The organism is Saccharopolyspora gregorii, from assembly GCF_024734405.1.
Lineage (GTDB): Bacteria > Actinomycetota > Actinomycetes > Mycobacteriales > Pseudonocardiaceae > Saccharopolyspora_C > Saccharopolyspora_C gregorii.
Genome location: NZ_CP059556.1, coordinates 1043643 through 1067225, shown reverse-complemented (window position 1 = coordinate 1067225; position 23583 = coordinate 1043643). Strand labels below are relative to the sequence as shown.

At 69.0% G+C, this 23583-nt stretch carries 22 protein-coding genes and 3 rRNA genes; 12 read left to right on the top strand and 13 right to left on the bottom strand.

What is annotated here, in order from left to right:
• Positions 1–22 precede the first annotated feature (22 nt).
• Positions 23–337, bottom strand: coding sequence for a S24 family peptidase (locus tag H1226_RS04605; RefSeq protein ID WP_258347405.1), 315 nt, complete (start codon positions 335–337; stop codon positions 23–25).
• 110 nt (positions 338–447) lie between these two features.
• On the opposite strand from H1226_RS04605, the gene sodN reads away from it, so the two are divergent.
• The 3 genes from sodN to H1226_RS04590 all read left to right on the top strand — a co-directional run bounded on the left by sodN (position 448) and on the right by H1226_RS04590 (position 2069).
• The gene (gene sodN / locus H1226_RS04600) at positions 448–855 is read left to right on the top strand and encodes a superoxide dismutase, Ni (protein WP_224960478.1); all 408 of its coding nucleotides are present in this window, start codon (positions 448–450) and stop codon (positions 853–855) included.
• A gap of 124 nt (positions 856–979) precedes the next feature.
• Positions 980–1576 carry an acid phosphatase gene (locus H1226_RS04595; protein WP_258347404.1) on the top strand — a complete coding sequence of 199 codons (597 nt, stop codon included), beginning with the start codon at positions 980–982 and terminating at the stop codon, positions 1574–1576.
• Positions 1577–1589: 13 nt separating this feature from the next.
• Positions 1590–2069 (top strand): GNAT family N-acetyltransferase, encoded by a 480-nt coding sequence (locus H1226_RS04590; protein ID WP_258347403.1) that lies wholly within the window; start codon positions 1590–1592, stop codon positions 2067–2069.
• A gap of 191 nt (positions 2070–2260) precedes the next feature.
• Here H1226_RS04590 and H1226_RS04585 read toward each other — a convergent pair whose 3' ends face one another.
• Complete coding sequence (locus H1226_RS04585) at positions 2261–2695, bottom strand: hypothetical protein (RefSeq protein ID WP_258347402.1); 435 nt, start codon at positions 2693–2695, stop codon at positions 2261–2263.
• A gap of 517 nt (positions 2696–3212) precedes the next feature.
• Between H1226_RS04585 and H1226_RS04580 the strand changes: the two genes are divergently transcribed.
• Positions 3213–4136: a diacylglycerol/lipid kinase family protein gene (locus H1226_RS04580; RefSeq protein ID WP_224960484.1), complete on the top strand. Its 924-nt coding sequence runs from the start codon at positions 3213–3215 to the stop codon at positions 4134–4136.
• Between the two features lie 244 nt (positions 4137–4380).
• Positions 4381–4638: a WhiB family transcriptional regulator gene (locus H1226_RS04575; RefSeq protein WP_200073222.1), complete on the top strand. Its 258-nt coding sequence runs from the start codon at positions 4381–4383 to the stop codon at positions 4636–4638.
• 253 nt (positions 4639–4891) lie between these two features.
• Here the strand turns inward: H1226_RS04575 and H1226_RS04570 are convergent, their stop codons facing one another.
• Positions 4892–6385: a PAS domain-containing sensor histidine kinase gene (locus H1226_RS04570; protein WP_258347399.1), complete on the bottom strand. Its 1494-nt coding sequence runs from the start codon at positions 6383–6385 to the stop codon at positions 4892–4894.
• A gap of 280 nt (positions 6386–6665) precedes the next feature.
• Between H1226_RS04570 and H1226_RS28240 the strand changes: the two genes are divergently transcribed.
• On the top strand, positions 6666–6743 hold the full coding sequence (locus H1226_RS28240; RefSeq protein WP_373690061.1) for a 50S ribosomal protein bL37: 78 nt from the start codon (positions 6666–6668) through the stop codon (positions 6741–6743).
• Positions 6744–6833: 90 nt separating this feature from the next.
• Here the strand turns inward: H1226_RS28240 and rsrA are convergent, their stop codons facing one another.
• Positions 6834–7169 carry a mycothiol system anti-sigma-R factor gene (rsrA, locus tag H1226_RS04565; RefSeq protein WP_258347397.1) on the bottom strand — a complete coding sequence of 112 codons (336 nt, stop codon included), beginning with the start codon at positions 7167–7169 and terminating at the stop codon, positions 6834–6836.
• Positions 7166–7843, bottom strand: coding sequence for a sigma-70 family RNA polymerase sigma factor (locus H1226_RS04560; RefSeq protein ID WP_308011229.1), 678 nt, complete (start codon positions 7841–7843; stop codon positions 7166–7168). Before H1226_RS04560 ends, rsrA begins: the two co-directional genes overlap by 4 nt.
• A 218-nt stretch (positions 7844–8061) precedes the next feature.
• On the opposite strand from H1226_RS04560, the gene ybaK reads away from it, so the two are divergent.
• Complete coding sequence (gene ybaK / locus H1226_RS04555) at positions 8062–8541, top strand: Cys-tRNA(Pro) deacylase (protein ID WP_224960492.1); 480 nt, start codon at positions 8062–8064, stop codon at positions 8539–8541.
• Here the strand turns inward: ybaK and H1226_RS04550 are convergent, their stop codons facing one another.
• The 3 genes from H1226_RS04550 to H1226_RS04540 are packed head-to-tail and all read right to left on the bottom strand — an operon-like array spanning position 8542 to position 10610.
• Positions 8542–9153 (bottom strand): alpha/beta hydrolase family protein, encoded by a 612-nt coding sequence (locus H1226_RS04550; RefSeq protein ID WP_224968161.1) that lies wholly within the window; start codon positions 9151–9153, stop codon positions 8542–8544.
• Entirely contained in the window at positions 9150–9863 is a 714-nt protein-coding gene (locus tag H1226_RS04545; RefSeq protein WP_258347394.1) for an SOS response-associated peptidase, read from the bottom strand. Before H1226_RS04545 ends, H1226_RS04550 begins: the two co-directional genes overlap by 4 nt.
• A gap of 6 nt (positions 9864–9869) precedes the next feature.
• Positions 9870–10610: an SOS response-associated peptidase gene (locus H1226_RS04540; RefSeq protein ID WP_258347392.1), complete on the bottom strand. Its 741-nt coding sequence runs from the start codon at positions 10608–10610 to the stop codon at positions 9870–9872.
• Between the two features lie 144 nt (positions 10611–10754).
• Between H1226_RS04540 and aroA the strand changes: the two genes are divergently transcribed.
• From aroA to H1226_RS04520, 4 genes are all read left to right on the top strand, one after another.
• Positions 10755–12023 (top strand): 3-phosphoshikimate 1-carboxyvinyltransferase, encoded by a 1269-nt coding sequence (gene aroA, locus H1226_RS04535; RefSeq protein ID WP_258347390.1) that lies wholly within the window; start codon positions 10755–10757, stop codon positions 12021–12023.
• On the top strand, positions 12023–13033 hold the full coding sequence (gene rsgA, locus H1226_RS04530; RefSeq protein ID WP_224960502.1) for a ribosome small subunit-dependent GTPase A: 1011 nt from the start codon (positions 12023–12025) through the stop codon (positions 13031–13033). Before aroA ends, rsgA begins: the two co-directional genes overlap by 1 nt.
• Before the next feature lie 195 nt (positions 13034–13228).
• A complete protein-coding gene (locus H1226_RS04525; protein ID WP_258347388.1) occupies positions 13229–14092 on the top strand; it encodes a hypothetical protein in 864 nt (287 codons plus the stop codon).
• 82 nt (positions 14093–14174) lie between these two features.
• A complete protein-coding gene (locus H1226_RS04520; protein WP_258347386.1) occupies positions 14175–15008 on the top strand; it encodes a LolA-like protein in 834 nt (277 codons plus the stop codon).
• Positions 15009–15051: 43 nt separating this feature from the next.
• On the opposite strand, the gene H1226_RS04515 is transcribed toward H1226_RS04520, so the two are convergent.
• Both H1226_RS04515 and H1226_RS04510 read right to left on the bottom strand, forming a co-directional pair.
• A complete protein-coding gene (locus tag H1226_RS04515) occupies positions 15052–15555 on the bottom strand; it encodes a DUF6912 family protein (protein ID WP_224960506.1) in 504 nt (167 codons plus the stop codon).
• On the bottom strand, positions 15552–16967 hold the full coding sequence (locus H1226_RS04510; protein ID WP_258347385.1) for a WS/DGAT/MGAT family O-acyltransferase: 1416 nt from the start codon (positions 16965–16967) through the stop codon (positions 15552–15554). Before H1226_RS04510 ends, H1226_RS04515 begins: the two co-directional genes overlap by 4 nt.
• A 68-nt stretch (positions 16968–17035) precedes the next feature.
• On the opposite strand from H1226_RS04510, the gene H1226_RS04505 reads away from it, so the two are divergent.
• Positions 17036–17797 (top strand): TrmH family RNA methyltransferase, encoded by a 762-nt coding sequence (locus tag H1226_RS04505; protein ID WP_224960508.1) that lies wholly within the window; start codon positions 17036–17038, stop codon positions 17795–17797.
• A 317-nt stretch (positions 17798–18114) separates the two neighbouring features.
• Here the strand turns inward: H1226_RS04505 and rrf are convergent.
• From rrf to H1226_RS04490, 3 genes are all read right to left on the bottom strand, one after another.
• Positions 18115–18232: ribosomal RNA gene (rrf, locus tag H1226_RS04500) — 5S ribosomal RNA — on the bottom strand.
• A 112-nt stretch (positions 18233–18344) separates the two neighbouring features.
• Positions 18345–21431 (bottom strand): 23S ribosomal RNA (locus H1226_RS04495).
• Between the two features lie 257 nt (positions 21432–21688).
• Positions 21689–23212 (bottom strand): 16S ribosomal RNA (locus H1226_RS04490).
• The 16S, 23S and 5S rRNA genes sit together here, the layout of an rRNA operon.
• Positions 23213–23583 lie beyond the last annotated feature (371 nt).

Sequence of the window (23583 nt, the reverse complement as noted above, 5' to 3'; positions counted from 1 at the left end):
AACGAAGTGAACGGGTATCACTTCAGCGGAGCCGCTGTGGCCTCGGCCACAACCGCCACGCCACCACGCCGAGCACCGCCGCGGGCCCCAGCTCCCGCGAATCCGTCGAACCGAACGCGTTGTCCCCCACCACGTGCCACCCGGCGCCCTCCCGGCGCACCGCCCGCTTCACCGACAGCTGCGCAGGTCGCGACGCCCACCGCACCAGCACCACATCACCCGCCCGGGCGACCGCGCGGGTCCGCACCACCACCACGTCCCCCTCGCGCAGCGCGGGCACCATCGACGCCCCGCGCACCAGCACCCGGCGCCACCGCCACCGATCCAGCCCGGACACCGTCCCACCTCCGGTCGAGAGCACCCCCGCAGCGGTCCCTCCAGGAAGACGCACGAGATCGTCACGAGTAGGGTCACGCACGTCGGAGCATTCACTGTCAGGGAGGAATGATGGGTCTACTGTCCCGTATCCTCAGCCCGCGCCTGGAAGCCACCGCGCACTGCGACCTGCCGTGCGGGGTCTACGACCCGGCACAGGCGCGGATCGAGGCTGAGTCCGTCAAGGCCGTGCAGGAGAAGTACCAGAACAACGAGGACTTCGAGTTCCGCACTCGCGCGATCATCATCGCCGAGCAGCGCTCCGAGCTCGTCAAGCACCACCTGTGGGTGCTGTGGACTGACTACTTCAAGCCGCCGCACTTCGAGAAGTACCCGCAGCTGCACGAGCTGGTCAACAAGGCCACCAAGGCCGCTGGGGCGACCGGCACCAAGGGTTCCATGGACCCGGCCAAGGGCCAGGAGCTGCTGGACTACATCGCGGAGATCGAGAAGATCTTCTGGGAGACCAAGCAGGGCTGAGGTCGCTGTCGCCGAACGGCGCCGCCGCAGCGGGAACACCGCGCGACGGCGCCGTTCTCGCGTTCGGGCCCCCGCACCGGTGGCGCGGCGGGCGCCGCGGGCCCGGCCGCCTAGACTTCGCCGCGTGGCGGAATCCGGCGAACGCAAGGTCTTCCTGCTGCGGCACGGCGAGACGGAGTGGTCCAGCAGCGGCAAGCACACCGGGCGCACCGACGTCCCGCTCACCGCGCGGGGCGAGGAGCTCGCCACCGCCGCGGCCCGCACCCTCACCGCCCTGCGCGGTGACGCACCGCTGACCGCGCTCGCCAGCCCGCGCGGCCGTGCCCGCCGCACCGCCGAACTCGCCGGGCTCACCCCCCAGGTCGAACCGCTGCTGGCCGAGTGGGACTACGGCGACTACGAGGGCCGCACCACCCCGGAGATCCGCGAGCAGGTTCCGGGCTGGACGGTGTGGACGCACCCCTGCCCCGGCGGCGAATCCCCCGCCGACGTCACCGCCCGCGCCGACGCGCTGCTCGACCGCATCGCCACCGGCCCCGCCGGGGACGTGCTGCTCGCCGGGCACGGGCACTTCAGCCGGGCGCTGATCGCCCGCTGGCTCGGCCTGCCCGTCACCGAAGGCGTCCGGTTCGCCCTCGACCCCGCCGGGATCACCGTGCTCGGGCACGAGCGCGGCGTCCCCCAGCTCGAACGCTCCAACGTGCCCGCTCCGATCCGATAGCGAGGAAACAGCGATGCCGCAGCACGTCATCCGCCGGGTGGCCGAGTCCGACGTCCCCGCGGTGGTGCGGCTGGTGCACGCGCTGGCCGAGTACGAGAAGGCCGCCGAGGAGTGCCACCTCACCGAACCCGACCTGCACCGCGCGCTGTTCGGCGCGGACCCGGCGCTGTTCGGGCACGTCGCCGAGGTCGACGGCGAGGTCGCGGGCTTCGCCCTGTGGTTCCTGAACTTCTCCACCTGGGAGGGCCGCCACGGCATCTACCTGGAGGACCTGTTCGTGCTGCCCGAGCGGCGCGGTTCCGGGCTCGGCAAAGCGCTGCTGCGCACGCTCGCGCAGGAGTGCGTCGCACGCGGCTACGCGCGGCTGGAGTGGTGGGTGCTGGACTGGAACACCCCGGCGATCGAGTTCTACGAGTCGGTCGGGGCCCGCGGCATGGACGAGTGGACGGTGCACCGGCTCACCGGGGACGCGCTGCGCGAGTTCGGCGCCTGACCCCGCCTCGCCCGGCGGCCGGGACGCAGAGCCCCACCGGACGGGTGATCAACACCCCCGAGGCGTTCAGCGCCGCCGTGGGCCGCGCGGAACGCCTCGCGCAGAAGATCCGTCCGGCGACGACGCGCCCGCCGCGCTCCGGCGGGCTCAGCGTCCGGAGCGCGGCGACCGGCACGCCCGGCCGGGGCCGATCAGCCCTCGCCGGACCCGCCGCCGTTGAGCGGCCGCCCGTACAGCGACCACACCCGGCCCTGCTTGTTGAACATCAGCCACAGCACCGCCACCGCGGGCACCGCGAGCGCGAACCCGACCAGCGGCTGCTTCGACGGCCCGATCGCGTACCAGGCGATCCCCAGCAGGATCAGCTGCAGCAGCAGCGCGGGCGTGCGCGCCCAGTGCCTGCCCTGCCACATGCCGACGCCCGCGGCGAGCACCGCCAGCGAGATGATGCCGAAGTACCCGGCCTCGGCGAACGTGTCGGTGCGGTCCAGCGTGTTCACCCCGCCCAGGTCGGGGGCGCCGGTGCGCACCAGCAGCGCGACGACGAAGGCGAGGCCCGCCACCGCTTCGGCGACGGTCAGGACGGCGGCGATGCGCACGGTGCGCGGAGGAGCGGAGGGCGGCACGGCGGCATCGCCTTTCGGACTCGACGGATTGCGGTGCAGGTCACACTCGACCCGTGGAGGCCGGCCACCGGCCCCCACCACCGATCGTGACTCTGCGTGTGCACTGCCCAGGGTAATACCGCCCGAACGCCGCATGGCTCGGGCCGGGTGCGGGCGCGAAGATCGTGCCATGGCAGCAGCGGAGGTCGTGGGCAACGGGGTGTCCCACCGATCATCGCCGCGACCTGCCCGTTCCGGTGAGCGGCGCGGGCGCGCTCCGGGGTTGCGCGCCCACGCCGAACCGGTACCGGTGGTCGACGACCGCGCCCGTGCGGGCGCACCGCGAAGCGGAGCCGGCGCGACGCGCCCGGCCCGCGCGGTGTCTCAGCCCGCCGCCGGTCGGGTCGACCGGGACCGCAGCGTCCCGCTCCGTCCCACGTCGCCGACCAGGGGAGGAACGCGGACTCGACCGACCAGGACCTGACCGTCCGGCCGCACCCCGCGAAGCCGCGGGAACGCCTCGCCTAGGCTGCAGGTCGTGCGCGCCGTGCTCGTCGTCAACCCGCAGGCGACCTCGACCACCGCCGCCGGGCGGGACGTGGTGGCCCACGCCTTGGCCGACGTGGTGAAGCTGGAGGTCGCGCAGACCCGGTACCGGGGTCACGCCGCCGAGGTCGCCCGCGCGGCGGTCGCGGAAGGCGTGGACCTGGTCATCGCGCACGGCGGTGACGGCACGGTCAACGAGGTCGTCAACGGGATGCTCGCCGATCCGGTCCCGGAGCGCGGGTTGCCCACCCTCGGCGTCGTGCCGGGCGGTTCGGCGAACGTGTTCGCGCGGGCCCTGGGCCTGCCGAAGGACCCGATCGAGGCGACGTACCGGTTGTTGCAGGCCATCGCCACCGACAGCAGCAGGCTGGTCGGGCTCGGCAAGGCCAACGACCGCTGGTTCACCTTCAACGCGGGCGTCGGCTGGGACGCCGACGTGGTCGCCGAGGTCGACCAGATCCGCGGCCGCGGCCGCGACGTCACCCCCGCGCTCTACGCGCGCACCGCGCTGAGCTGCTACTTCCGCATGTCGCGCCGTGAACCGATGATCACCGTGCAGGTCGGCGACGAGGAGCCGGTCACCGGGCTGCACACCGCGTTCGTGGCCAACACCGACCCCTGGACGTACCTGGGCTCACGTCCGATGCGGATGAACCCGGACACCACGTTCGACACCGGGCTGGGCGTGTTCGCGCTGCGCGACATGAACGCTTACGTTGTGTTGCGCTACATCGCGCAGATGCTCCGCGGTAGTGCGAAACCACACGGAAGAAACGCGCTTCGGCGTGCCGATGTCGGCCACATCCACGTAGCCTGTCAGGAGCCGTTGCGTCTGCAGGTGGACGGCGACAACCTCGGCGAGCGTTCGGTCATCGAGTTCGTGTCCGTGCCGGACGCCCTGCGGGTCGCTGTATAACCTTCTCGTAACGGAGCCCGATCGCTGATCGACGGCCCCGCCCCTGACCAGCGATCATTCAGAACCCCTGGTCACGAGACGTCGATCTTTCAGGTGAGTTGGCTCACGACACGAGATCGAACTCTTGACATCACGGCAGTTCGTGAAAGCATTCACAAGCACACGGACTCCGTGAAAGCATTCACAAACACCCCGAACGAACTACCGGCGCGCCATGTGCGCGCCTAGCGAGGAGCAAGGAATCATGGACTGGCGCCACGATGCGGTTTGCCGTGACGAGGACCCGGAGCTGTTCTTCCCCGTTGGGAACAGCGGTCCTGCGCTGCTGCAGATCGCCGAGGCGAAAGCCGTGTGCCGGCGTTGTCCCGTTGCCTCCGAGTGCCTGGCGTGGGCACTGGAGAGCGGCCAGGACGCCGGCGTCTGGGGCGGCATGAGCGAGGACGAGCGGCGTGCCCTGAAGCGTCGCAGCTCGCGGACTCGGGCGGCTCGTACCAACGCCTGAGCAGCGGACCTGCTCGCAGCGTAGTGGGTCGGCCGGAGGGCATCCCGGCCGACCCCGCGCAAACCCCCCCGGGCGACCCCGACACGGCGGTCGCGAAAGAACAGCACATCCCCGATGAGAACCGGGGTCGATCAGCGTCGATGCCGGTCAGCGGCCACCCCCAAGGCGAACTGACCGAGCGGACCGACCCCAGGTGAGCCACCCCGCAATCGGGCTCACCGACCCCCATCGACGCGCTTGCGGCGTCAGGCGCTCAGCGGCGGTACTTCAGCGGAACGCGCAACACGGCTTCCGTACCCCGCTGCCGGCCCCGACCGCGCAAGCTCAACGAACCCCGCAGCTCAGACTCGACGAGGGTTCGCACGATCTGCAGGCCGAGACGTTCGGCGCGCTCCAGGGAGAATCCCTTCGGCAGGCCCTGACCGTCATCCGAGATGACGACGTCGAGCCAGCGCGCCGAACGCTCCGCCTGCACCACGACCTCCCCGCCGGTGCCTTCCGGGAACGCGTGCTCGAAGGCGTTCTGCACCAGTTCGGTGAGCACCATCACCAGCGGAGTCGCCAACTCGGCGGACACGACGCCGAACCGGCCCTCCCGGCTCACCTTCACCCCGGTCTCGGCCACCGCGACGTCGCTCATCATCGGGATCACCCGGTCCACGACGTCGTCCAGGTCGACGCGTTCGTCCACCGACATCGACAGCGTCTCGTGCACCAGCGCGATCGAGGTGACCCGCCGGACCGACTCGTCCAGCGCCAGCCTCGCCTCCGAGTTGCCGGTGCGCCGCGACTGCAGCCGCAGCAGCGCCGCCACCGTCTGCAGGTTGTTCTTCACGCGGTGGTGGATCTCGCGGATCGTGGCGTCCTTCGACATCAGCGCCCGGTCCCGCCGCTTGACCTCCGTCACGTCCCGGACCAGCACCAACGCACCCGCGACCTGACCGCGGGGCTGCAGCGGCAACGCGCGGAACAGCACCGTCGCGCCCTTCGCCTCCGCCTCCATGCGCATGCTCGGCTCGCCGGACACCGCGCGGCGCACCCGCTGGGCCACCTCGTCGGCGTCGAACGGGTCGGACAGCAACGACCTGGTCAGCGGCGCCAGCTGCACCCCGACGAGATCCGCGGCGTGCCCCATCCGGTGGTAGGCCGACAGCGCGTTCGGACTGGCGAACACGACGGTGCCGGACGCGTCCACCCGGACCAGACCGTCGCCGACGCGCGGACTGGTGTGCACGTCCGGCGCAGGCTCCGGGGTGGGGAACGTGCCGTCGGCGATCATCTGGCACAGGTCGGCGGCGCTGCCCAGGTAGGAGATCTCCAGCGGACTCGGCACCCGCGGCACCGCCAGGTTCGTGTCCCGGCTCAGCACCGCGACGATCTCCTGGTCCAACTTCACCGGGATCGTCTCGCGGCGCACCGGTACGCCCAAGTGCCAGCGCGGGTCCTCCTCCCGGCAGATCCGCCCCTCCAGCGCGGCGCGCCGCAGCTGCGGGTGATCCTCCGGGGTGACCTCGGTGGAGACCACGTCCTCGGGGTGCGCGGTCGGCGCGGTCGTCGGCCGGGCCTGCGCCACGCACAGGAACCGGTCCTCGGTGGCGTCTTCCGGGCCGACCGGGACCCACAGCAGGAAATCGGCGAACGACAGGTCCGACAACAGCTGCCACTCCGCGACGACCAGCTGGAGGTGGTCGGCGGCGGCCCCGGACAACCCGGTGTGCTCGGCCAGCAGGTCACTCAGCGTCGACAAGGCGCTCCTTCGGTCCGGACTCGGCGACCGGCGTCGAGGTCGCCCTCCCGCACGGCACCGCCCCCGGCGGTCGAGACCACCGGCTCCGCGCGAACCCTTCGCTCCACGAGTTCGCTCCGCGACGGCCCGGACGCGGGTTTCGTCAAGGAAACCACGTGCCGGGCCACCCAACGGGCCCGGGTGGCGCACGTGCGAGACTGGACAGCCAGAACTCCGCAAGGAACCAATCCCCGCCCACGGCCTGCCCGGCCGGAGCGCGGGACGACGCGAGGGAGGGGTCATGGGAAAGCGTTCCCGCAAGAAGAAGGACCGGCGCAAGAACAAGGCCAACCACGGCAAGCGCCCCAACGGCAGCTGACGTGACGGTGCGCTCCGCGCGCCGCACGCATGCGAGAGCCCCGGACCGATGTGGTCCGGGGCTCTTCTTCGTCTCGCGGCGTGGCCGGTACTAGTCGGCCGAAGAGGTCCGCTTCTTGGCCCGCACCTCGACCGAGGTGCCGTCCGGCCCGCGCTCGACCGTCACGTCCGCCTGCCGAAGCACCGTCTCGCGGATCGAGCTGCGCAACCGTTCCCGCAGGTCCGAAGGGGCGTGCTCGCCGCCGCACTTGCGGTGCAGCAGCTCCTTGAGGTGCTCCTCCAAGCCGTAGTGCTCCAAGCAGCTCCCGCACTCGTCGAGATGCTCCTGCAGCGCCGCGCGCCGGTCCTGGTTGCACTCGTTGTCCAGGAACAGCCACACCTCGGCGAGCACGTCCTCGCAGGACGCCTCGTCATGTTCGCACGTCACGAGGTGCTCACCTCCTGCTTTTTCTCCCTGAGGAAACCACGGTCGCGCGCCACGTCGGTGAGCATGTCGCGCAGCTGCCTGCGGCCGCGGTGCAGCCGCGACATCACCGTGCCGATGGGCGTCCCCATGATCTCGGCGATCTCCTTGTAGGCGAAGCCTTCCACATCGGCCAAGTAGACGACCATGCGGAACTCCTCCGCCAACTGCTGCAGGGCGTTCTTCACGTCGGAGTCCGGCAGCCGGTCCAGCGCCTCCACCTCGGCCGAGCGCAGCCCGGTGGACGTGTGGTTCTCGGCCTGGGCGAGCTGCCAGTCGGCGATCTCGTCGGTCGGCTGCTGCTGCGGCTGCCGCTGCCGCTTGCGGTAGCCGTTGATGTAGGTGTTGGTGAGGATGCGGTACAGCCACGCCTTCAGGTTCGTGCCCTGCTTGAACGACTTGAACGCCGAGTAGGCCTTCAAGTACGTCTCCTGCACGAGGTCCTCGGCGTCCGGCGCGTTGCGCGTCATCCGCAGCGCCGCGCCGTAGAGCTGGTCGAGCAGCGGCATCGCGTCCCGCTCGAAGCGGGCCACGCGCTGCTGGTCGGTCTCCTCGACCTGCTCCGGCTCGGCCGCCGCGGCATCGCCGCCGGCGGTCCCCGCCGTGCCGGGTTGCTCCGGGGTGTTGACCACCGGGATCCTTTCCCGCCGCCAGGAAGAGGTGGCTGCTGGCGACGAACCCATGCCGTCCTGCGCATGGACCCACTTCGAGGATACCCGCCCGATGCCCCGCTCACCTGCGTCAGAGCGCTCGGGCAGGTCCCGCTGCCGTTCGAGTAAGCACGTGTTCGTCAACTCCGTCACGGCCGGTCCAACGCGGTGCGGCCGGTGGGTATTCCTGCTCCTAGGGTCAGGGCATGGCAGGCAGGGGAACACCGGCGACCGCGCTGCTGGACCGGCAGCGGGTCGCGCACCGGGTGCACGCGTACGAGCACGACCCGCGGGCGGAGTCCTTCGGCGAGGAAGCGGCCGATGCGCTGGGACAACCGCCGGAGCGGGTGTTCAAGACGCTGGTCGCCGAGGTCGACGGGGCGCTGGTGGTGGGGGTGGTGCCGGTGACCGGGCAGCTCGACCTCAAGGCGCTGGCCGCGGCGCGCGGCGGCAAGAAGGCGAAGCTCGCCGACATGGCAGCCGCCGAGCGCGCCACCGGTTACGTGGCGGGCGGCATCTCGCCGCTGGGGCAGAAGAAGCGGCTGCCGGTGGTCGTCGACTCCTCGGCCGAGGCGTTCGACACGATCTTCTGCAGCGCGGGCCGCCGCGGCCTGGAGATCGAGCTCGCCGCCGCCGACCTGGTCCGGTTGCTGGACGCGCAGGTCGCCGACATCGCCGGGGCCTGATCAGTCGAGCGGCCGCAGGACCCGGGTGAGCCACTCCTCGACCCCGCGGAACACGGCGTCGACGTCGGCCTTCAACGAGTGGTCCCCGGCGACGAGCACCACTTCGCGCCGGTGCGCCGGTTCGGGCCTGCCGAACGCGTCCCGTTCCCCCTGCACCACCAGCACCGGGGGGTCGACGGCGTCGAGCTCGCCGAGCCGCGACTTCTCCGGCTTGCCCGGCGGGTGCAGCGGGAACGCCAGGCACAGCACCGCGGACGCGGTACCCGCCTCGGCGGTGCGGCACGCGACCCGCGCCCCGGAGGAACGGCCGCCGAACAGCAGCGGCAGGTCCGCGAACCAGCGCTCGCCGAGGTCTTCGGCGACGGCCAGCCACGCGGCGTCGAGCTGCTTGGCGGGCGCGGGTGCCTTCCGGCCCGCGACGCGGTAGGGCTGTTCGACCAGCGCCACGTGCACGCCGGCGCCGGTGGCGGCGCGAGTCGCGGCCACCAGGTCGGGCGCCGCGATGCCGCCGCCCGCACCGTGCCCGAGCAGCAGCGCCGCCCGGCCCTCCTCGGCGCAGTGCAGCTCGGCCGCGGCCGGGCCGTGCGGGGTGTCGATCTGCACGCGGGTCATTCGAACAGCGCCCCCTGCTCGGCGGGTGCGGGCACCGGCTCCGCCGGTTCCAGCAGGCCCGGGTGGTTGTTGCGCATGTTGTTCACCTCGGTGGACACCGTGGTCAGGTCCAGCTCCGCGAGCAACCGCGGATCCGGGTCGAGCAGCGGGCGCGGATCGTCGCGCTCCGGGTCGAGCCAGTCGGCCCACTTGTCCGCGGGCAGCACCAGCGGCATCCGGTGGTGCACGCCCGCGAGCTCGCCGACCGCGTCGGTGGTGACGACGGCGCAGGTCACCAAGGGTGCGGAGGTGTTCTCCGGCGACCACCACGCGGAGAACACGGCGGCCATCGCGAGGCTGGCCCCGCCGCGGTGCGCGCACAGGTACGGCTGCCTGCGCTTGTCGCCGGGCCGCCACTCGTACCAGCCGGCCGCGGGCATCAGGCAGCGGCGGCGGGCCGCGGACTCGGCGTACGCGGGCTTGGTGGTGATCGTCTCAGCCCGCGCGTTGATCATCGGCGGTCCGCTGGTGGCGTCCTTCGCCCAGGTCGGCACGAGCCCCCAGCGCACCGGCCGCACGCTGCGCTCGGTGCCGCGGCGCACCACGATCGGCACCGTCTTGGTCGGAGTCACGTTGTAGTCCGGGCCGAGCAGCCCCTCCGAGCGGTCCACGGCGTCGAACTCGGCGGCCAGCGCCGCCGGGTCGCGCCGCACCGCGTAGCGACCGCACATCAGCACTCACCCCGCATCCCGAGCATGATCCAACGCTACCGCCGGGTCCGGGTCGTCCTGCGGGGCGATGAGCTCGGCGCCGTTGTGCCGCACGTCGTTCACCGCCGAGGACACCGGCCGCAGCTCCAGCGCGGCCACCAGGTCCGGCGAGGGTGCGAGCAGGCCGGACGCGTCGTGGCGCTCGGGGTCGAGCCAGTCCTCCCACCGGTCCGCGGGCAGCACCAGCGGCATCCGGTCGTGCACCTCGGCGAGCGCCCCGACGGCCGCGGTGGTCAGCACCGAGCAGGTCACCAGCGGCGGCGCGTCCTCCGCCGCGGCCGGGTCGTGCCAGGTCTCCCACAGCCCGGCCAGGGCCAGGCTCGCCCCGTCCGGGGAGGTCATGAAGTAGGGCTGCTTGCGGTCGCCGTCGCGCTTCCACTCGTACCAGCCGTCGGCGGGCAGCAGGCACCGGCGGTACTTCGCCGCGGCGCGGAACGCGGGCTTCGACACGACCGTCTCCGCCTTCGCGTTGATCATGCGGTTGCCGATCTTCGGGTCCTTCGCCCACTTCGGCACCAGGCCCCAGCGCATCGTCCGCAGCCTGCGCGCCGGTCCGCCGTCGCGGTGCCGCGCCACCACGGCGGGCACCTGCTTGGTGGGGGCCACGTTGTAGTCGGCTCCCCCGGCACCACCGCCGGTCCGGTCGTCGGCGGCGAACTCCGCGGCCAGCGCCGCCGGATCCTTCGTGGAGGCGTACCTGCCGCACATCTCCTGGTCACCTCCGCCGTCGCCGCCAGGGGGGCGGGGTCGCGCCGCCCCCGAGCCCATCGTCGCAGCACCCACCGACGACGTCGAACTCCTCCGGCCCGGCCCCGGCCGGTTGAGCAGGGACGAATGCGGGATCATGGGGGTATGACGCAGCTCTGGCCCGCCCCGGTCGCCGCAGGCCCGGTCCGCGCGACGGTCCCCGTCCCCGGCTCCAAGTCGATCACCAACCGCGCACTGGTGCTCGCCGCGCTCGCCGACGGGCCGTCCACGCTGCGCGGGCCGCTGCGCAGCAGGGACACCGAGCTGATGGCGGCGGCGCTGCGCTCCCTCGGCACCGCGGTGCGGGACGGCGCCGAGGGCGCCTGGCTGGTCGAACCGGGCGAGCTGCGCGCGCCCGCGAGCGTCGACTGCGGCCTCGCCGGGACCGTGATGCGCTTCCTGCCGCCGCTGGCCGCGCTCGCCGACGGGACGGTGTCCTTCGACGGCGACCCGCACGCGCGGAAGCGGCCGCTGGACACGGTGCTCGACGCGCTGCGCGAGCTCGGCGCCGACATCACCGGCGACTCGCTGCCGTTCGAACTGCGCGGCACCGGGTCGCTGCCCGGCGGGCAGGTCACCATCGACGCCTCCGCGTCCTCCCAGTTCGTCTCCGGGCTGCTGCTGTCCGCCCCGCGGTTCGAGCAGGGCGTGACCGTGGTGCACGACGGGCCGCCGGTGCCGTCGCTGCCGCACATCGACATGACCGTCGCGATGCTGCGGGAGGCGGGCGTCGACGTCGACGACCAGCGGCCGAACACCTGGCAGGTCTCCCCCGGGCCGATCCGGGCGCTCGACCTCGACGTCGAACCGGACCTGTCCAACGCGACCCCGTTCCTGGCGGCCGCGGCCGCCACCGCCGGGGAGGTCACCGTGCCGGGCTGGCCGTCGGCCACGACGCAGGCGGGCGACGCGTTCCGGGACATCCTCACCGCGATGGGCGCCGAGGTCGCGCTGCACGCCGGCGGGCTCACCGCCACCGGCCCGGAACGGCTGCTGCCGGTCGACGTCGACCTGCACGAGGTCGGCGAGCTCGCCCCGACCGTCGCCGCGCTCGCCGCGCTCGCCGACGGGCCCTCGCGGCTGCACGGCATCGCGCACCTGCGCGGGCACGAGACCGACCGGCTCGCCGCGCTGGAACGGGAGATCACCGGCCTCGGCGGGGACGTCGAGCAGACCGCCGACGGACTGCTGATCCGGCCCCGGCCGCTGCGCGGCGGCACCTGGCACACCTACGCCGACCACCGGATGGCCACCGCGGGCGCCATCCTCGGCCTGCGGGTCCCCGGCGTCGAAGTGGAGGACGTCGCGACCACCCGCAAGACCATCCCCGACTTCCCCGGGATGTGGTCGGCGATGCTGGAGCCGGTGGCCTGATGGGCCGCCGCGGCTGGCGAGACCTGGACGAATCCGATGTGCGGGTGCGTCCCGGGCGCGGCACCCGACCGCGCAGCAAGCGGCGCCCGGAGCACGCCGACGCCGCCACGGCCATGGTCGTGGCCGTGGACCGGGGCCGGTGGACCTGCGCGCTCGACGGGGACCCGGACCGCCTGGTCACCTCGATGCGCGCCCGCGAACTGGGCCGCACCCCGGTCGTCGTCGGCGACCAGGTGGACCTCGTCGGCGACACGTCCGGTCGCGCCGACACGCTCGCCCGGATCGTGCGGGTCGCCGACCGCAGCAGCGTGCTGCGCCGCACCGCCGACGACACCGACCCGTACGAGCGGATCGTGGTCGCGAACGCGCAGCGGCTCATCATCGTCGCCTCGCTCGCCGACCCGCCGCCGCGCACCGGGCTGATCGACCGCTGCCTCGTCGCCGCCTACGCGGGCGGGCTGACCCCGGTGCTGTGCCTCACCAAGTCCGACCTGGCCACGCCGGACGAGGTGCTGGCGACCTATTCGGCGCTGCCGCTGCCGATCGTCGTCACCAACATGCACGAGCTGCACGAGGACCTGTCCGAGCAGCTCGACGGCCGGGTGTGCGCCCTGGTCGGGCACTCCGGCGTCGGCAAGTCGACGCTGGTGAACACGCTGGTACCGCACGCCGAACGCGCCACCGGCGAGGTCAGCGGCGTCGGCAAGGGCAGGCACACCTCGACCTCGGCGGTAGCGCTCCCGCTGCCCGCGGGCGGCTGGGTCGTCGACACCCCGGGCATCCGCTCGTTCGGCCTGGCGCACGTCACCGCCGGCGACCTGATCAGCGCCTTCACCGGGTTCGCCGAGGCCGCCGAGGAATGCCCGTCGAACTGCGGGCACCTCGGCGGCGGTGCGGACCCGGAGTGCCACCTCGACACCTACGCCGCCGAAGCGGGTGCGGGCCGCACCGAGCAGCTCAGCTCGCTGCGGCGGCTGCTGCGGTCCCGCGCGGGACGCGACGAAGCCTGACCGGCACCCGGCCGGGTGCAAGCGGACTTCCCGGACGGGCCGCGTCCGCACGGCGGAAATCCTTGCGGCCGAACGGGAATCCCGGGGAAAGCCGCAACGCCGCGGAAACCTCGACGACTCGAACGGCACCTGTGCTCGCCGCACGGCGTTGCTAGCGTCGGACGCGGACGTCGTCCCCCGACGAGGAGCTCGACCATGCCCCGAGTCCGCCACGCCACCCCGCTGACCGCCGTCCTGCTCGGCGCCCTCGCCGCGGTGAGCTGCGCCCCCGCGCCCGCACCGCAGCCCTCCAAGCCCGCCGCCGCGCGACCCGACCCGCGCCCGTCCGCTGAACCGCTGCTCGCCGACGTGCTGCACCGCATCGACGAGGAGGGCAGCGTGCGCAGCAGCGTGCGCGGCGACCTCGGCTTCGTCGGCGAACTCGCCGGCGACGGCGCGGTGCGCTACACCGCCGACCGCGCCGACGTGGCCCTGCACGGCACCACCAAGCCGGCCGCCGCCCAGCCACCGCAACCGGTGGAACTCGCCGTGGTCGACGGCGTCGGCTACCTGAAGTCGCCGCTGCTGCAGCCGGAACCGGGCAAGCCGTGGCTGCGGCTCGCCGCCGACGGCACCGACTTCGCCGCGAAGCTGCTCTCCCCCGCCCTCCGCCAGGTGCAGGACGCCGCCGATCCGCGCGCCACGTTCGCCGGGGTCGCCGGCGCCACCAGGATCCAGTCGAGCACGCCGGAACAGGTCGACGGCACCCCCACCACCCGGTACAGCCTGCGGGTGCTCACCGCGCAGGGCGCCGCATCCGCGCCCGACGAGCAGCAGCGGACCCGGCTGCGCAAGGCCGCCGACGCGGGGCGCACCGAGATCGGCTACGAGCTGTGGCTCGACGACCGCGGCCTCCCCGCGCGGTTCGCCGCCACCGAGCAGGTCGCGCAAGCCGGGCAGGTATCGCTGACCTCCACCTACCGCGACTGGGGCGCGCCCGTCGACATCGCGCCGCCACTCGCCGACCAGGTCGGAGCCTTCCCGGACGGCCCGCTGCCCGGAGCGCAACCGCCGCGTTGACGAACTTCCGCGAACAGCCCACAACGGTCGAACCGCGCTGCTAGCTTCCTCTCGCCGATATTGATCAGGGGAAGGAAGTTCCGTGCGCCGCACGAGCATCGCAGTGTGCACCGTCGCGTTGACCGCGACCTTGGGGGGATGTGCCCTCGGTCAGAACCCGGGTGGTGCCGGGGAGACCGGTTCCAGCGACTCCGGGGCCCAGCAGGGCGGGGCTTACAGCGACCTCGCCTCGCTGGTCTCCGGCGCTTCCCAGGCCATGGACGACAGCAAGTCGTACAAGCTGAAGCTGAACGCCACGCTCGGCAGCGCCGGTGGACTCCAGAGCGACTGCGACGTCGACGCCGCCAAGTCCGCGATGAGCTGCACCGGCACCACCGGTGAGATCATCGTCATCGACGGCGAGACGTACATGAACAACCCGCAGCTGAACTCGATGGGCGGCGACCCGGGCAAGCCGTGGGCGCACATCGCCCAGAACAGCCCCGCGGCCGCCGTCGGCGGCGCGCAGTCCACCGCGCTGTCCGAGGCCGCCGACTTCCGCAAGCTGCTGCCGGAAGGATCCCAGTTCACCGCGGCGGGCTCCGACACCGTCGACGGGACGCAGGCCACCAAGTACGAGGTCGTCACCAACATCAACGACGTCGTCGGCTCCGCCGAGGGCATCCTCAAGCAGAGCTACGAGATGATGCTGAAGGCCGGTGTCACCGAGCTCAAGCAGACCGTGTGGGCCGACGAGGAAGGCCGCCCGCTCAAGGTCGAGCAGGTCACTCCCCCGATGAACATCGCGGGCCAGCAGGTCGGCGAATCGACCACCACCCTCACCTACTCCGACTGGGGGAAGCCGGTCAGCGTCGCGAAGCCGGACGCCTCCCAGATCCGGGAGTTCGAGATGCCGGGTCTGCCGCAAGGCCCGTGAACCGCGACCGGCCGGGGCGCCACGCGCGCCCCGGCCGCCCGGGTCACATCAGTTCCAGCAGGAACGGAACCTCCTGCGGCGCGTACCAGGACAGCTCGTGGTCCTCGGCCTCGCCCAGCACGAACTCCGCGTCCGGGTCCCCCAGGTCCGCCGAGTCGATCACACCGGCGGCGGCGCGCACCGCGTCCTCCGCGTCCGGCGAGTCCACGTGCACGGCCGCGACCTTCTTCCACGGCACCGGCCCGGACAGCCGCACCACCGCGTGGTCCAGGTCCGGGCGCAGCGCCACGTCCTCGACGTCGGCGGAGATCACCACCCGGCGCAGGTCCGCCTTCTCGTCCTCCGCGAGTTCGCTCGCGATCAGCCGCAACGAGGCCCGCGCGGCCTCGCGCATCGCGGCGTACTCCAGCTCCTCGGTGTCCCCCGCCGCGTACGACTCCCGCAGCGCGGGCGTCAACGCGAAACCGGTGCCGCTGAGCGGCTGGATCTGCTGGTCCTCCACCAGGCCGCGCGTCATGCGCACCGTGGCGGGCAGGTAAACCCTCATCCGTCGACCGTCCCGATCATCTCTTCCACTGACTCCCCGATCATGGCCGCGAGCACGTCCACATCGGACATGGCGTCCCGGTCCCCGTTCAGGCCGAAGTACACCCCTCCGTCGTAGGAGGTCACCCCGATCGCCAGCGACTGGTTCTTCGCCAGCGGCACCACCGGGAACATCTCCGTCATCTTCGCGCCCGCCGCGTACAGCGGTACCTGCGGGCCCGGCACGTTCGTCACCAGCACGTTGAACAACCGGTCCGAGAAGCCGTTGGCCACCCGCGCCCCCAGCGCGTGCAGCGTCGGCGGGGCGAAACCGGACACGCCCACCAAGGCCTCCGCCGCCACCGAGCGGCCCGATTCGGCGTGCGCCCGCAACGCGTGGCTGATGTGGTGCAGCCGCAGCACCGGGCTCGGCTCCCCCACCGGCAAGTCCACCAGGTAGGCCGCCACCCGGTTGCCGTCCGCCCCGGAAACCTCGTCTCCGCCACCGGAATCCGCACCGCGCACCGACACCGGCACCATCGCGCGCAGCGTCGTCGAACCCGACACGACCTCGCCCCGGGACAGCAGCCAGTTCCGCAGCGCCCCCGCCACCACCGCCAGCACCACGTCGTTCACCGTGCCACCGTGCGACTGCCGGACCGCGCGGAAGTCGTCCAGCTTCGCCCTGGACACCGCGAAGCGGCGTTGCGTCGACGTCGGCCCGTTCAGCGGCCCGCCCGGGGTGGGCACCGCAGCGGCCCGCACCGCCGAGGCGAGACCGCCGAGCGCCCCGGTCACCTTCCGCACCGTCGCCGCCACGTCCCCGACCGCCGAGCGGGCGTTCTCCACCACCTCGCCCGGGCGCTGCACCGCCTCCGTCACCGCCTCCAGCACCAGCTGCGCGGGGCTCGGCTCCGGCCGCGGCATCCACAGGTCCTCGACCTCCTGCCGCTCCGGGGACGTCGACCGATCGAAGATCACCTGCCCGATGTCGAGCGCGCCGATCCCGTCCACCATCGCCTGGTGCGTCTTGGTGATCACCGCGACCCGGCTTCGGGACAAGCCCTCCACCAGGTACAACTCCCACAACGGGCGCTCCGGGTCCAGCTTGCGGGACATCAACCGGGCCACCAGCTCGTGCAGCTGCTCGTCCTTGCCCGGTTTCGGCAACGCGGACCGGCGCACGTGGTAGGTGATGTCGAAGTCCTGGTCGTCCACCCACACCGGGCGCGCCAGCTTCCCCGGCAACTGCCGCACCTTCTGCCGGTACCGCGGCACCATCGCCAGCCTGCGATCGATCATCGAGAGCACGTGGTCGTACTCGAACCCGCTGCGCGGCCTGCGGAACACCGCCACCCCACCCACGTGCATCGGCGTCGTGTGGTCCTCCAGGTACAGGAACGAGGCGTCGAGTGCGGAGAGGCGATCGGGCATGTCCGCGATACTGGCACACCATCGGCCTGCTCAGAGCGGTCACGTCGCCTCGTGTGACACTGGACCGCGTGACCAGCACTACCTCACCCAAAGATCGGTTCGTCACCGTCTACGGCCGGAAACCGGTCCTGGAGGCGCTGTCCGACCTGGACCTGCGCGTCGACAAGGTGATCATCGCCGAAGGCATCGGCGGCCCCGCGATCAACGAGATCAAGGAAGCCGCCGCCGACCGCGCGGTGAAGGTGCAGCGCGCCAGCGCGCACCGGGTGAAGGTCCTCGCCGGCAACGGGCGGCACGACCAGGGCGTGCTCGCCGACGTGGTGGCGCGGAAGATGCGCCCGCTGGTCGACGCCCTCGACGACCCGGCCACCGCCCCGCGGCAGGTCCTGCTGCTGGACGGGCTCACCACGCCCGCGAACGTCGGTATGATCCTGCGGACCGCCACGGCCGCGGGCATCGACGGCATCATCGTTCCGCACCGCGGCGTCGCCGGGCTGGACCCGCTCGTCATCAAGGCCTCCGCCGGCGTCGCCTTCCACGCGCCGGTGCTGCGCTGCACCACCGCCGGGGATGCCGCCGAGATGCTCACCGACGCCGGCTATCCGCTGTACGCGCTGGAGGCCACCGGGGCGGAGAGCATCTTCGAAGCCGACTTCGGTTCCCGGGCCGCGTTCGTGCTCGGCAGCGAAACGGCGGGGCTCTCCGAAGAGGTCGGTACCCGCATCGCGCAGCGGCTCGCCATCCCGATGCGGGGTGGCGTCGAATCGTTGAACGTGGCCAGCGCGGCCGCGGTGCTCTGCTTCGAGCTGCTGCGGCGGCGCGGGGGCTGAGCTGCGGTTCTCCGCTTCGTCCTGGTGAAGCCCCGGTGCTGCGGCACCGGGGCTTTTTCCTGCTCGTTGCTCAAGCGCGGCTATTAGCAGTGAATGGGGTCTGGAGGCGCGTCGTTCGAGCCGGCCGCTTCGTCGGGAGGTCCTGACCGGGAACACAAAAGGGCCCGGTCCCCGGAGGATGGCTGTGAAACCACCCCCGGAGACCGGGCCCCGCGTCACCCTCGTCTTCGCCCCAGGCCAGCAACATGCCCGGAACGGGCCTGGAAAGCAGGACACGCCCCGGAACTTGGTTCCGGGGCGTGTCCCCTCATGAGTATTGTCGGCGGTGTCCTACTCTCCCACACCCTATCGAGTGCAGTACCATCGGCGCTGGAGGGCTTAGCTTCCGGGTTCGGAATGGGACCGGGCGTTCCCCGCTCCGCTAAAACCACCGACAAATCCAACCACACCAACACCCCACCCGGGGCGCCGTGTGAAACCTCTATCCAATTCAACAACCAACCAGTTGCTGCCTCAGACACCGTATAGTGGATGCGTAGCAATCTTCGTGAACAAGTCCTCGGCCTATTAGTACCCGTCCACTCCACACATTACTGTGCTTCCATGCCGAGCCTATCAACCCCATCATCTCTAGGAGGCCTTAACCCACAAAGGGGTGGGAGACGTCATCTTGGAACAGGCTTCCCGCTTAGATGCTTTCAGCGGTTATCCCTCCCGAACGTAGCCAACCAGCCCTGCTCCTGGCGGAACAACTGGCACACCAGAGGTCCGTCCGTCCCGGTCCTCTCGTACTAGGGACAGCCTTCCTCACATCTCCTACGCGCGCGGCGGATAGGGACCGAACTGTCTCACGACGTTCTAAACCCAGCTCGCGTGCCGCTTTAATGGGCGAACAGCCCAACCCTTGGGACCAACTCCAGCCCCAGGATGCGACGAGCCGACATCGAGGTGCCAAACCATGCCGTCGATATGGACTCTTGGGCAAGATCAGCCTGTTATCCCCGGGGTACCTTTTATCCGTTGAGCGACACCGCTTCCACCAGCCAGTGCCGGATCACTAGTCCCTGCTTTCGCACCTGCTCGACCTGTCAGTCTCACAGTCAAGCTCCCTTATACACTTACACTCAACACCTGATGACCAACCAGGCTGAGGGAACCTTTGGGCGCCTCCGTTACCCTTTAGGAGGCAACCGCCCCAGTTAAACTACCCACCAGGCACTGTCCCTGAACCCGATCAGGGTCCGAGGTTCAGATGCTCAGAACGACCAGAGTGGTATTTCAACAACGACTCCACACCCACTAGCGTGAACGCTTCACAGTCTCCCACCTATCCTACACAAGCCGCACCGAACACCAATACCAAGCTATAGTAAAGGTCCCGGGGTCTTTCCGTCCTGCCGCGCGAAACGAGCATCTTTACTCGTACTGCAATTTCACCGGGCCTGTGGTCGAGACAGCGGAGAAGTCGTTACGCCATTCGTGCAGGTCGGAACTTACCCGACAAGGAATTTCGCTACCTTAGGATGGTTATAGTTACCACCGCCGTTTACTGGCGCTTAAATTCTCCGCTTCACACACCAAAGATGTGCTAACAGGTCCTCTTAACGTTCCAGCACCGGGCAGGCGTCAGTCCGTATACCTCGTCTTACGACTTCGCACGGACCTGTGTTTTTAGTAAACAGTCGCTTCTCCCTGGCCTCTGCGGCCACCACCAGCTCCAGGAGTAAATCCCTTCACCAGCAATGGCCCCCCTTCTCCCGAAGTTACGGGGGCAATTTGCCGAATTCCTTGACCACAGTTCACCCGACCGCCTCGGTATACTCTACCTGACCACCTGTGTCGGTTTCGGGTACGGGCCATGCACACACATCGCTAGAGGCTTTTCTCGGTAGCACGGGATCACTGACTTCACCACAACGGCTACGCATCACCCCTCACCCTTCACACCGCCCGGATTTACCTAGACGGCAGGCTACAGGCTTACACCAGTACTACCACTCACTGGCACAGCTACCCCACTACGTCACCCCATCACTTGACTACCGCAGAATCAGGTCCCATGCACTCACACAACAACTCCGAAGAGCCATCATGCTCGCGGATGGTTAGTCTCAACCGTTTCGCCATGGGCGCGTGCACACGGGTACGGGAATATCAACCCGTTCTCCATCGACTACGCCTGTCGGCCTCGCCTTAGGCCCCGACTCACCCTGGGCGGACGAACCTGCCCCAGGAACCCTTAGTCAATCGGCGGCAGAGATTCTCACTCTGCTCTCGCTACTCATGCCTGCATTCTCACTCCCACACACTCCACGCCAACCTTACGGTGACGCTTCACTGCATGCAGGACGCTCCCCTACCCAACAAGCCACAAGGACTCATTGACACGGCTTCGGCGGTGCACTTCAGCCCCGCTACATTGTCGGCGCAGGACCACTTGACCAGTGAGCTATTACGCACTCTTTCAAGGATGGCTGCTTCTAAGCCAACCTCCTGGTTGTCTGGGCAATCCCACATCCTTTCCCACTGAGCACACACTTAGGGGCCTTAGCCGGTGTTCTGGGCTGTTTCCCTCTCGACGATGAAGCTTCTCCCCCACCGTCTCACTGCCGCGCTCTACCCAGGCGTATTCGGAGTTTAGCTGACGTCAGTAACCCATAAGGCCCATCAACCAACCAGTGCTCTACCCCACCCAGGAAACACACGACGCTGCACCTAAATGCATTTCGGGGAGAACCAGCTATCACGAAGTTTGATTGGCCTTTCACCCCTACCCACAACTCATCCCCCAGGTTTTCAACCCTGGTGGGTTCGGGCCTCCACACGGTCTTACCCGCGCTTCACCCTGGCCATGGGTAGATCACTCCGCTTCGGGTCTGCACCACGCGACTCCACGCCCTCTTCAGACTCGCTTTCGCTCCGGCTACCCCACAACAGGTTAACCTCGCCACGCAGCAGCAACTCGCAGGCTCATTCTTCAAAAGGCACGCCATCACACAACCCAAAGATCATGCTCTGACGGATTGCAGGCACATGGTTTCAGGAACTATTTCACTCCCCTCCCGGGGTACTTTTCACCATTCCCTCACGGTACTATCCACTATCGGTCACCAGGAAGTATTTAGGCTTAGCGAGTGGTCCCGCCAGATTCACAGCGCCCTCCACGGAAACGCTGCTACTCGGGAACAAATCCACACGTATCGCATGTGCTTTCGCCTACGGGACTCTCACCCACTCCGGCCAGGCATCCCAACCTGTTCAACTAACACACACAACCACGCTGAAACGGTGACAGCCGCCTCCAGACAAGCCCCACAACCCCAGACACGCAACCCCTGCCAGGTATCCCACGCGCCCGGTTTAGCCTCCTCCGCTTTCGCTCGCCACTACTCACGGAATCACCAGTGTTTTCTCTTCCTACGGGTACTGAGATGTTTCACTTCCCCGCGTTCCCTCCCAACACCCTATACATTCAGGTGCAGGTGACCCGACATCACTCGGGCCGGGTTTCCCCATTCGGACACCCTCGGATCACAGCTCGGTTGACAGCTCCCCGAGGCATTTCGCAGCCTCCCACGTCCTTCATCGGCCCCTGGTACCAAGGCATCCACCATGTGCCCTACATAACTTGGCCACAAAGATGCTCGCATCCACTATACAGTTCTCAAACAACAACCGACAAGACACCAACCACAACCCACAAACAGGCCACGGTCACCAGTGTGTCCTCTCAGACACCCAACAGCGTGCACGATGACGAAAACTCCGAGTGGCATTTCCACTAAATCCTTGAGCACCCAGAACAGAAGAACACATGCCTTCTCAACCCTGGACACCCCACCAACACCACCCCCACAGGGCCAGCGTTCGCGGACGTGTATTGCTCCTTAGAAAGGAGGTGATCCAGCCGCACCTTCCGGTACGGCTACCTTGTTACGACTTCGTCCCAATCGCCAGTCCCACCTTCGACCACTCCCCCCGGGCGAACCGGTTGGGCCATGGGCTTCGGGTGTTACCGACTTTCATGACGTGACGGGCGGTGTGTACAAGGCCCGGGAACGTATTCACCGCAGCACTGCTGATCTGCGATTACTAGCGACTCCGACTTCACGGGGTCGAGTTGCAGACCCCGATCCGAACTGAGACCGGCTTTAAGGATTCGCTCCACCTCACGGTATCGCCACCCTCTGTACCAGCCATTGTAGCATGTGTGAAGCCCTGGGCATAAGGGGCATGATGACTTGACGTCATCCCCACCTTCCTCCGAGTTGACCCCGGCAGTCTCCTGCGAGTCCCCACCATCACGTGCTGGCAACACAGGACAAGGGTTGCGCTCGTTGCGGGACTTAACCCAACATCTCACGACACGAGCTGACGACAGCCATGCACCACCTGCACACAGGCCACAAGGGAAACCCCCTCTCAGGGGCGATCCTGTGCATGTCAAACCCAGGTAAGGTTCTTCGCGTTGCATCGAATTAATCCACATGCTCCGCCGCTTGTGCGGGCCCCCGTCAATTCCTTTGAGTTTTAGCCTTGCGGCCGTACTCCCCAGGCGGGGCGCTTAATGCGTTAGCTACGGCACAGGAACCGTGGAAACAGTCCCCACACCTAGCGCCCACCGTTTACGGCGTGGACTACCAGGGTATCTAATCCTGTTCGCTCCCCACGCTTTCGCTCCTCAGCGTCAGTATCGGCCCAGAGACCCGCCTTCGCCACCGGTGTTCCTCCTGATATCTGCGCATTTCACCGCTACACCAGGAATTCCAGTCTCCCCTACCGAACTCAAGTCTGCCCGTATCGACCGCACGCCCACCGTTAAGCGGCAGGTTTTCACGGCCGACGCGACAAACCGCCTACGAGCTCTTTACGCCCAATAATTCCGGACAACGCTCGCACCCTACGTATTACCGCGGCTGCTGGCACGTAGTTAGCCGGTGCTTCTTCTACACCTACCGTCACCCGAAGGCTTCGTCGATGTCGAAAGAGGTTTACAACCCGAAGGCCGTCATCCCCCACGCGGCGTTGCTGCGTCAGGCTTTCGCCCATTGCGCAAGATTCCCCACTGCTGCCTCCCGTAGGAGTCTGGGCCGTGTCTCAGTCCCAGTGTGGCCGGTCACCCTCTCAGGCCGGCTACCCGTCGTCGCCTTGGTAGGCCATCACCCCACCAACAAGCTGATAGGCCGCGGGCTCAACCTGCACCGCCGGAACTTTCCACACGCAGACCATGCGGCCACGTGTCCTATCCGGTATTAGACCCCGTTTCCAAGGCTTATCCCAGAGTGCAGGGCAGATTACCCACGTGTTACTCACCCGTTCGCCACTCATCCACCCCGAAGGGCTTCAGCGTTCGACTTGCATGTGTTAAGCACGCCGCCAGCGTTCGTCCTGAGCCAGGATCAAACTCTCCAACAATGTCTTAGAGAAAATCCTGCCCCGAAATAAACGAGGCACCCCAGCAATCCGAAGAAAGCCGAGGCATGTAATTCATCAAGATGAGTTTACCACTCACCATCATCGGCACGCTGTTGAGTTCTCAAAGAACACACCCACACCATCACCCACAACCCTCAATCAGGGCCGCGAACTCCGGGGAGTCGTTATTTCGTCTTTCGTTCTTGCGATGTTTCAAACTCTAGCAGGCCCGATTTCCGGCCGTTTCAGGGGGGTCAGTTCCGCGTTCCCGCATCCCGCCACACCCACAGGCGAAACATCCGCCACCGGCCTGCCGTTTAGAGTTGATCCATCCGGCCGCTCACTCTACCAGTCACCTGGAAGCCCGTTTC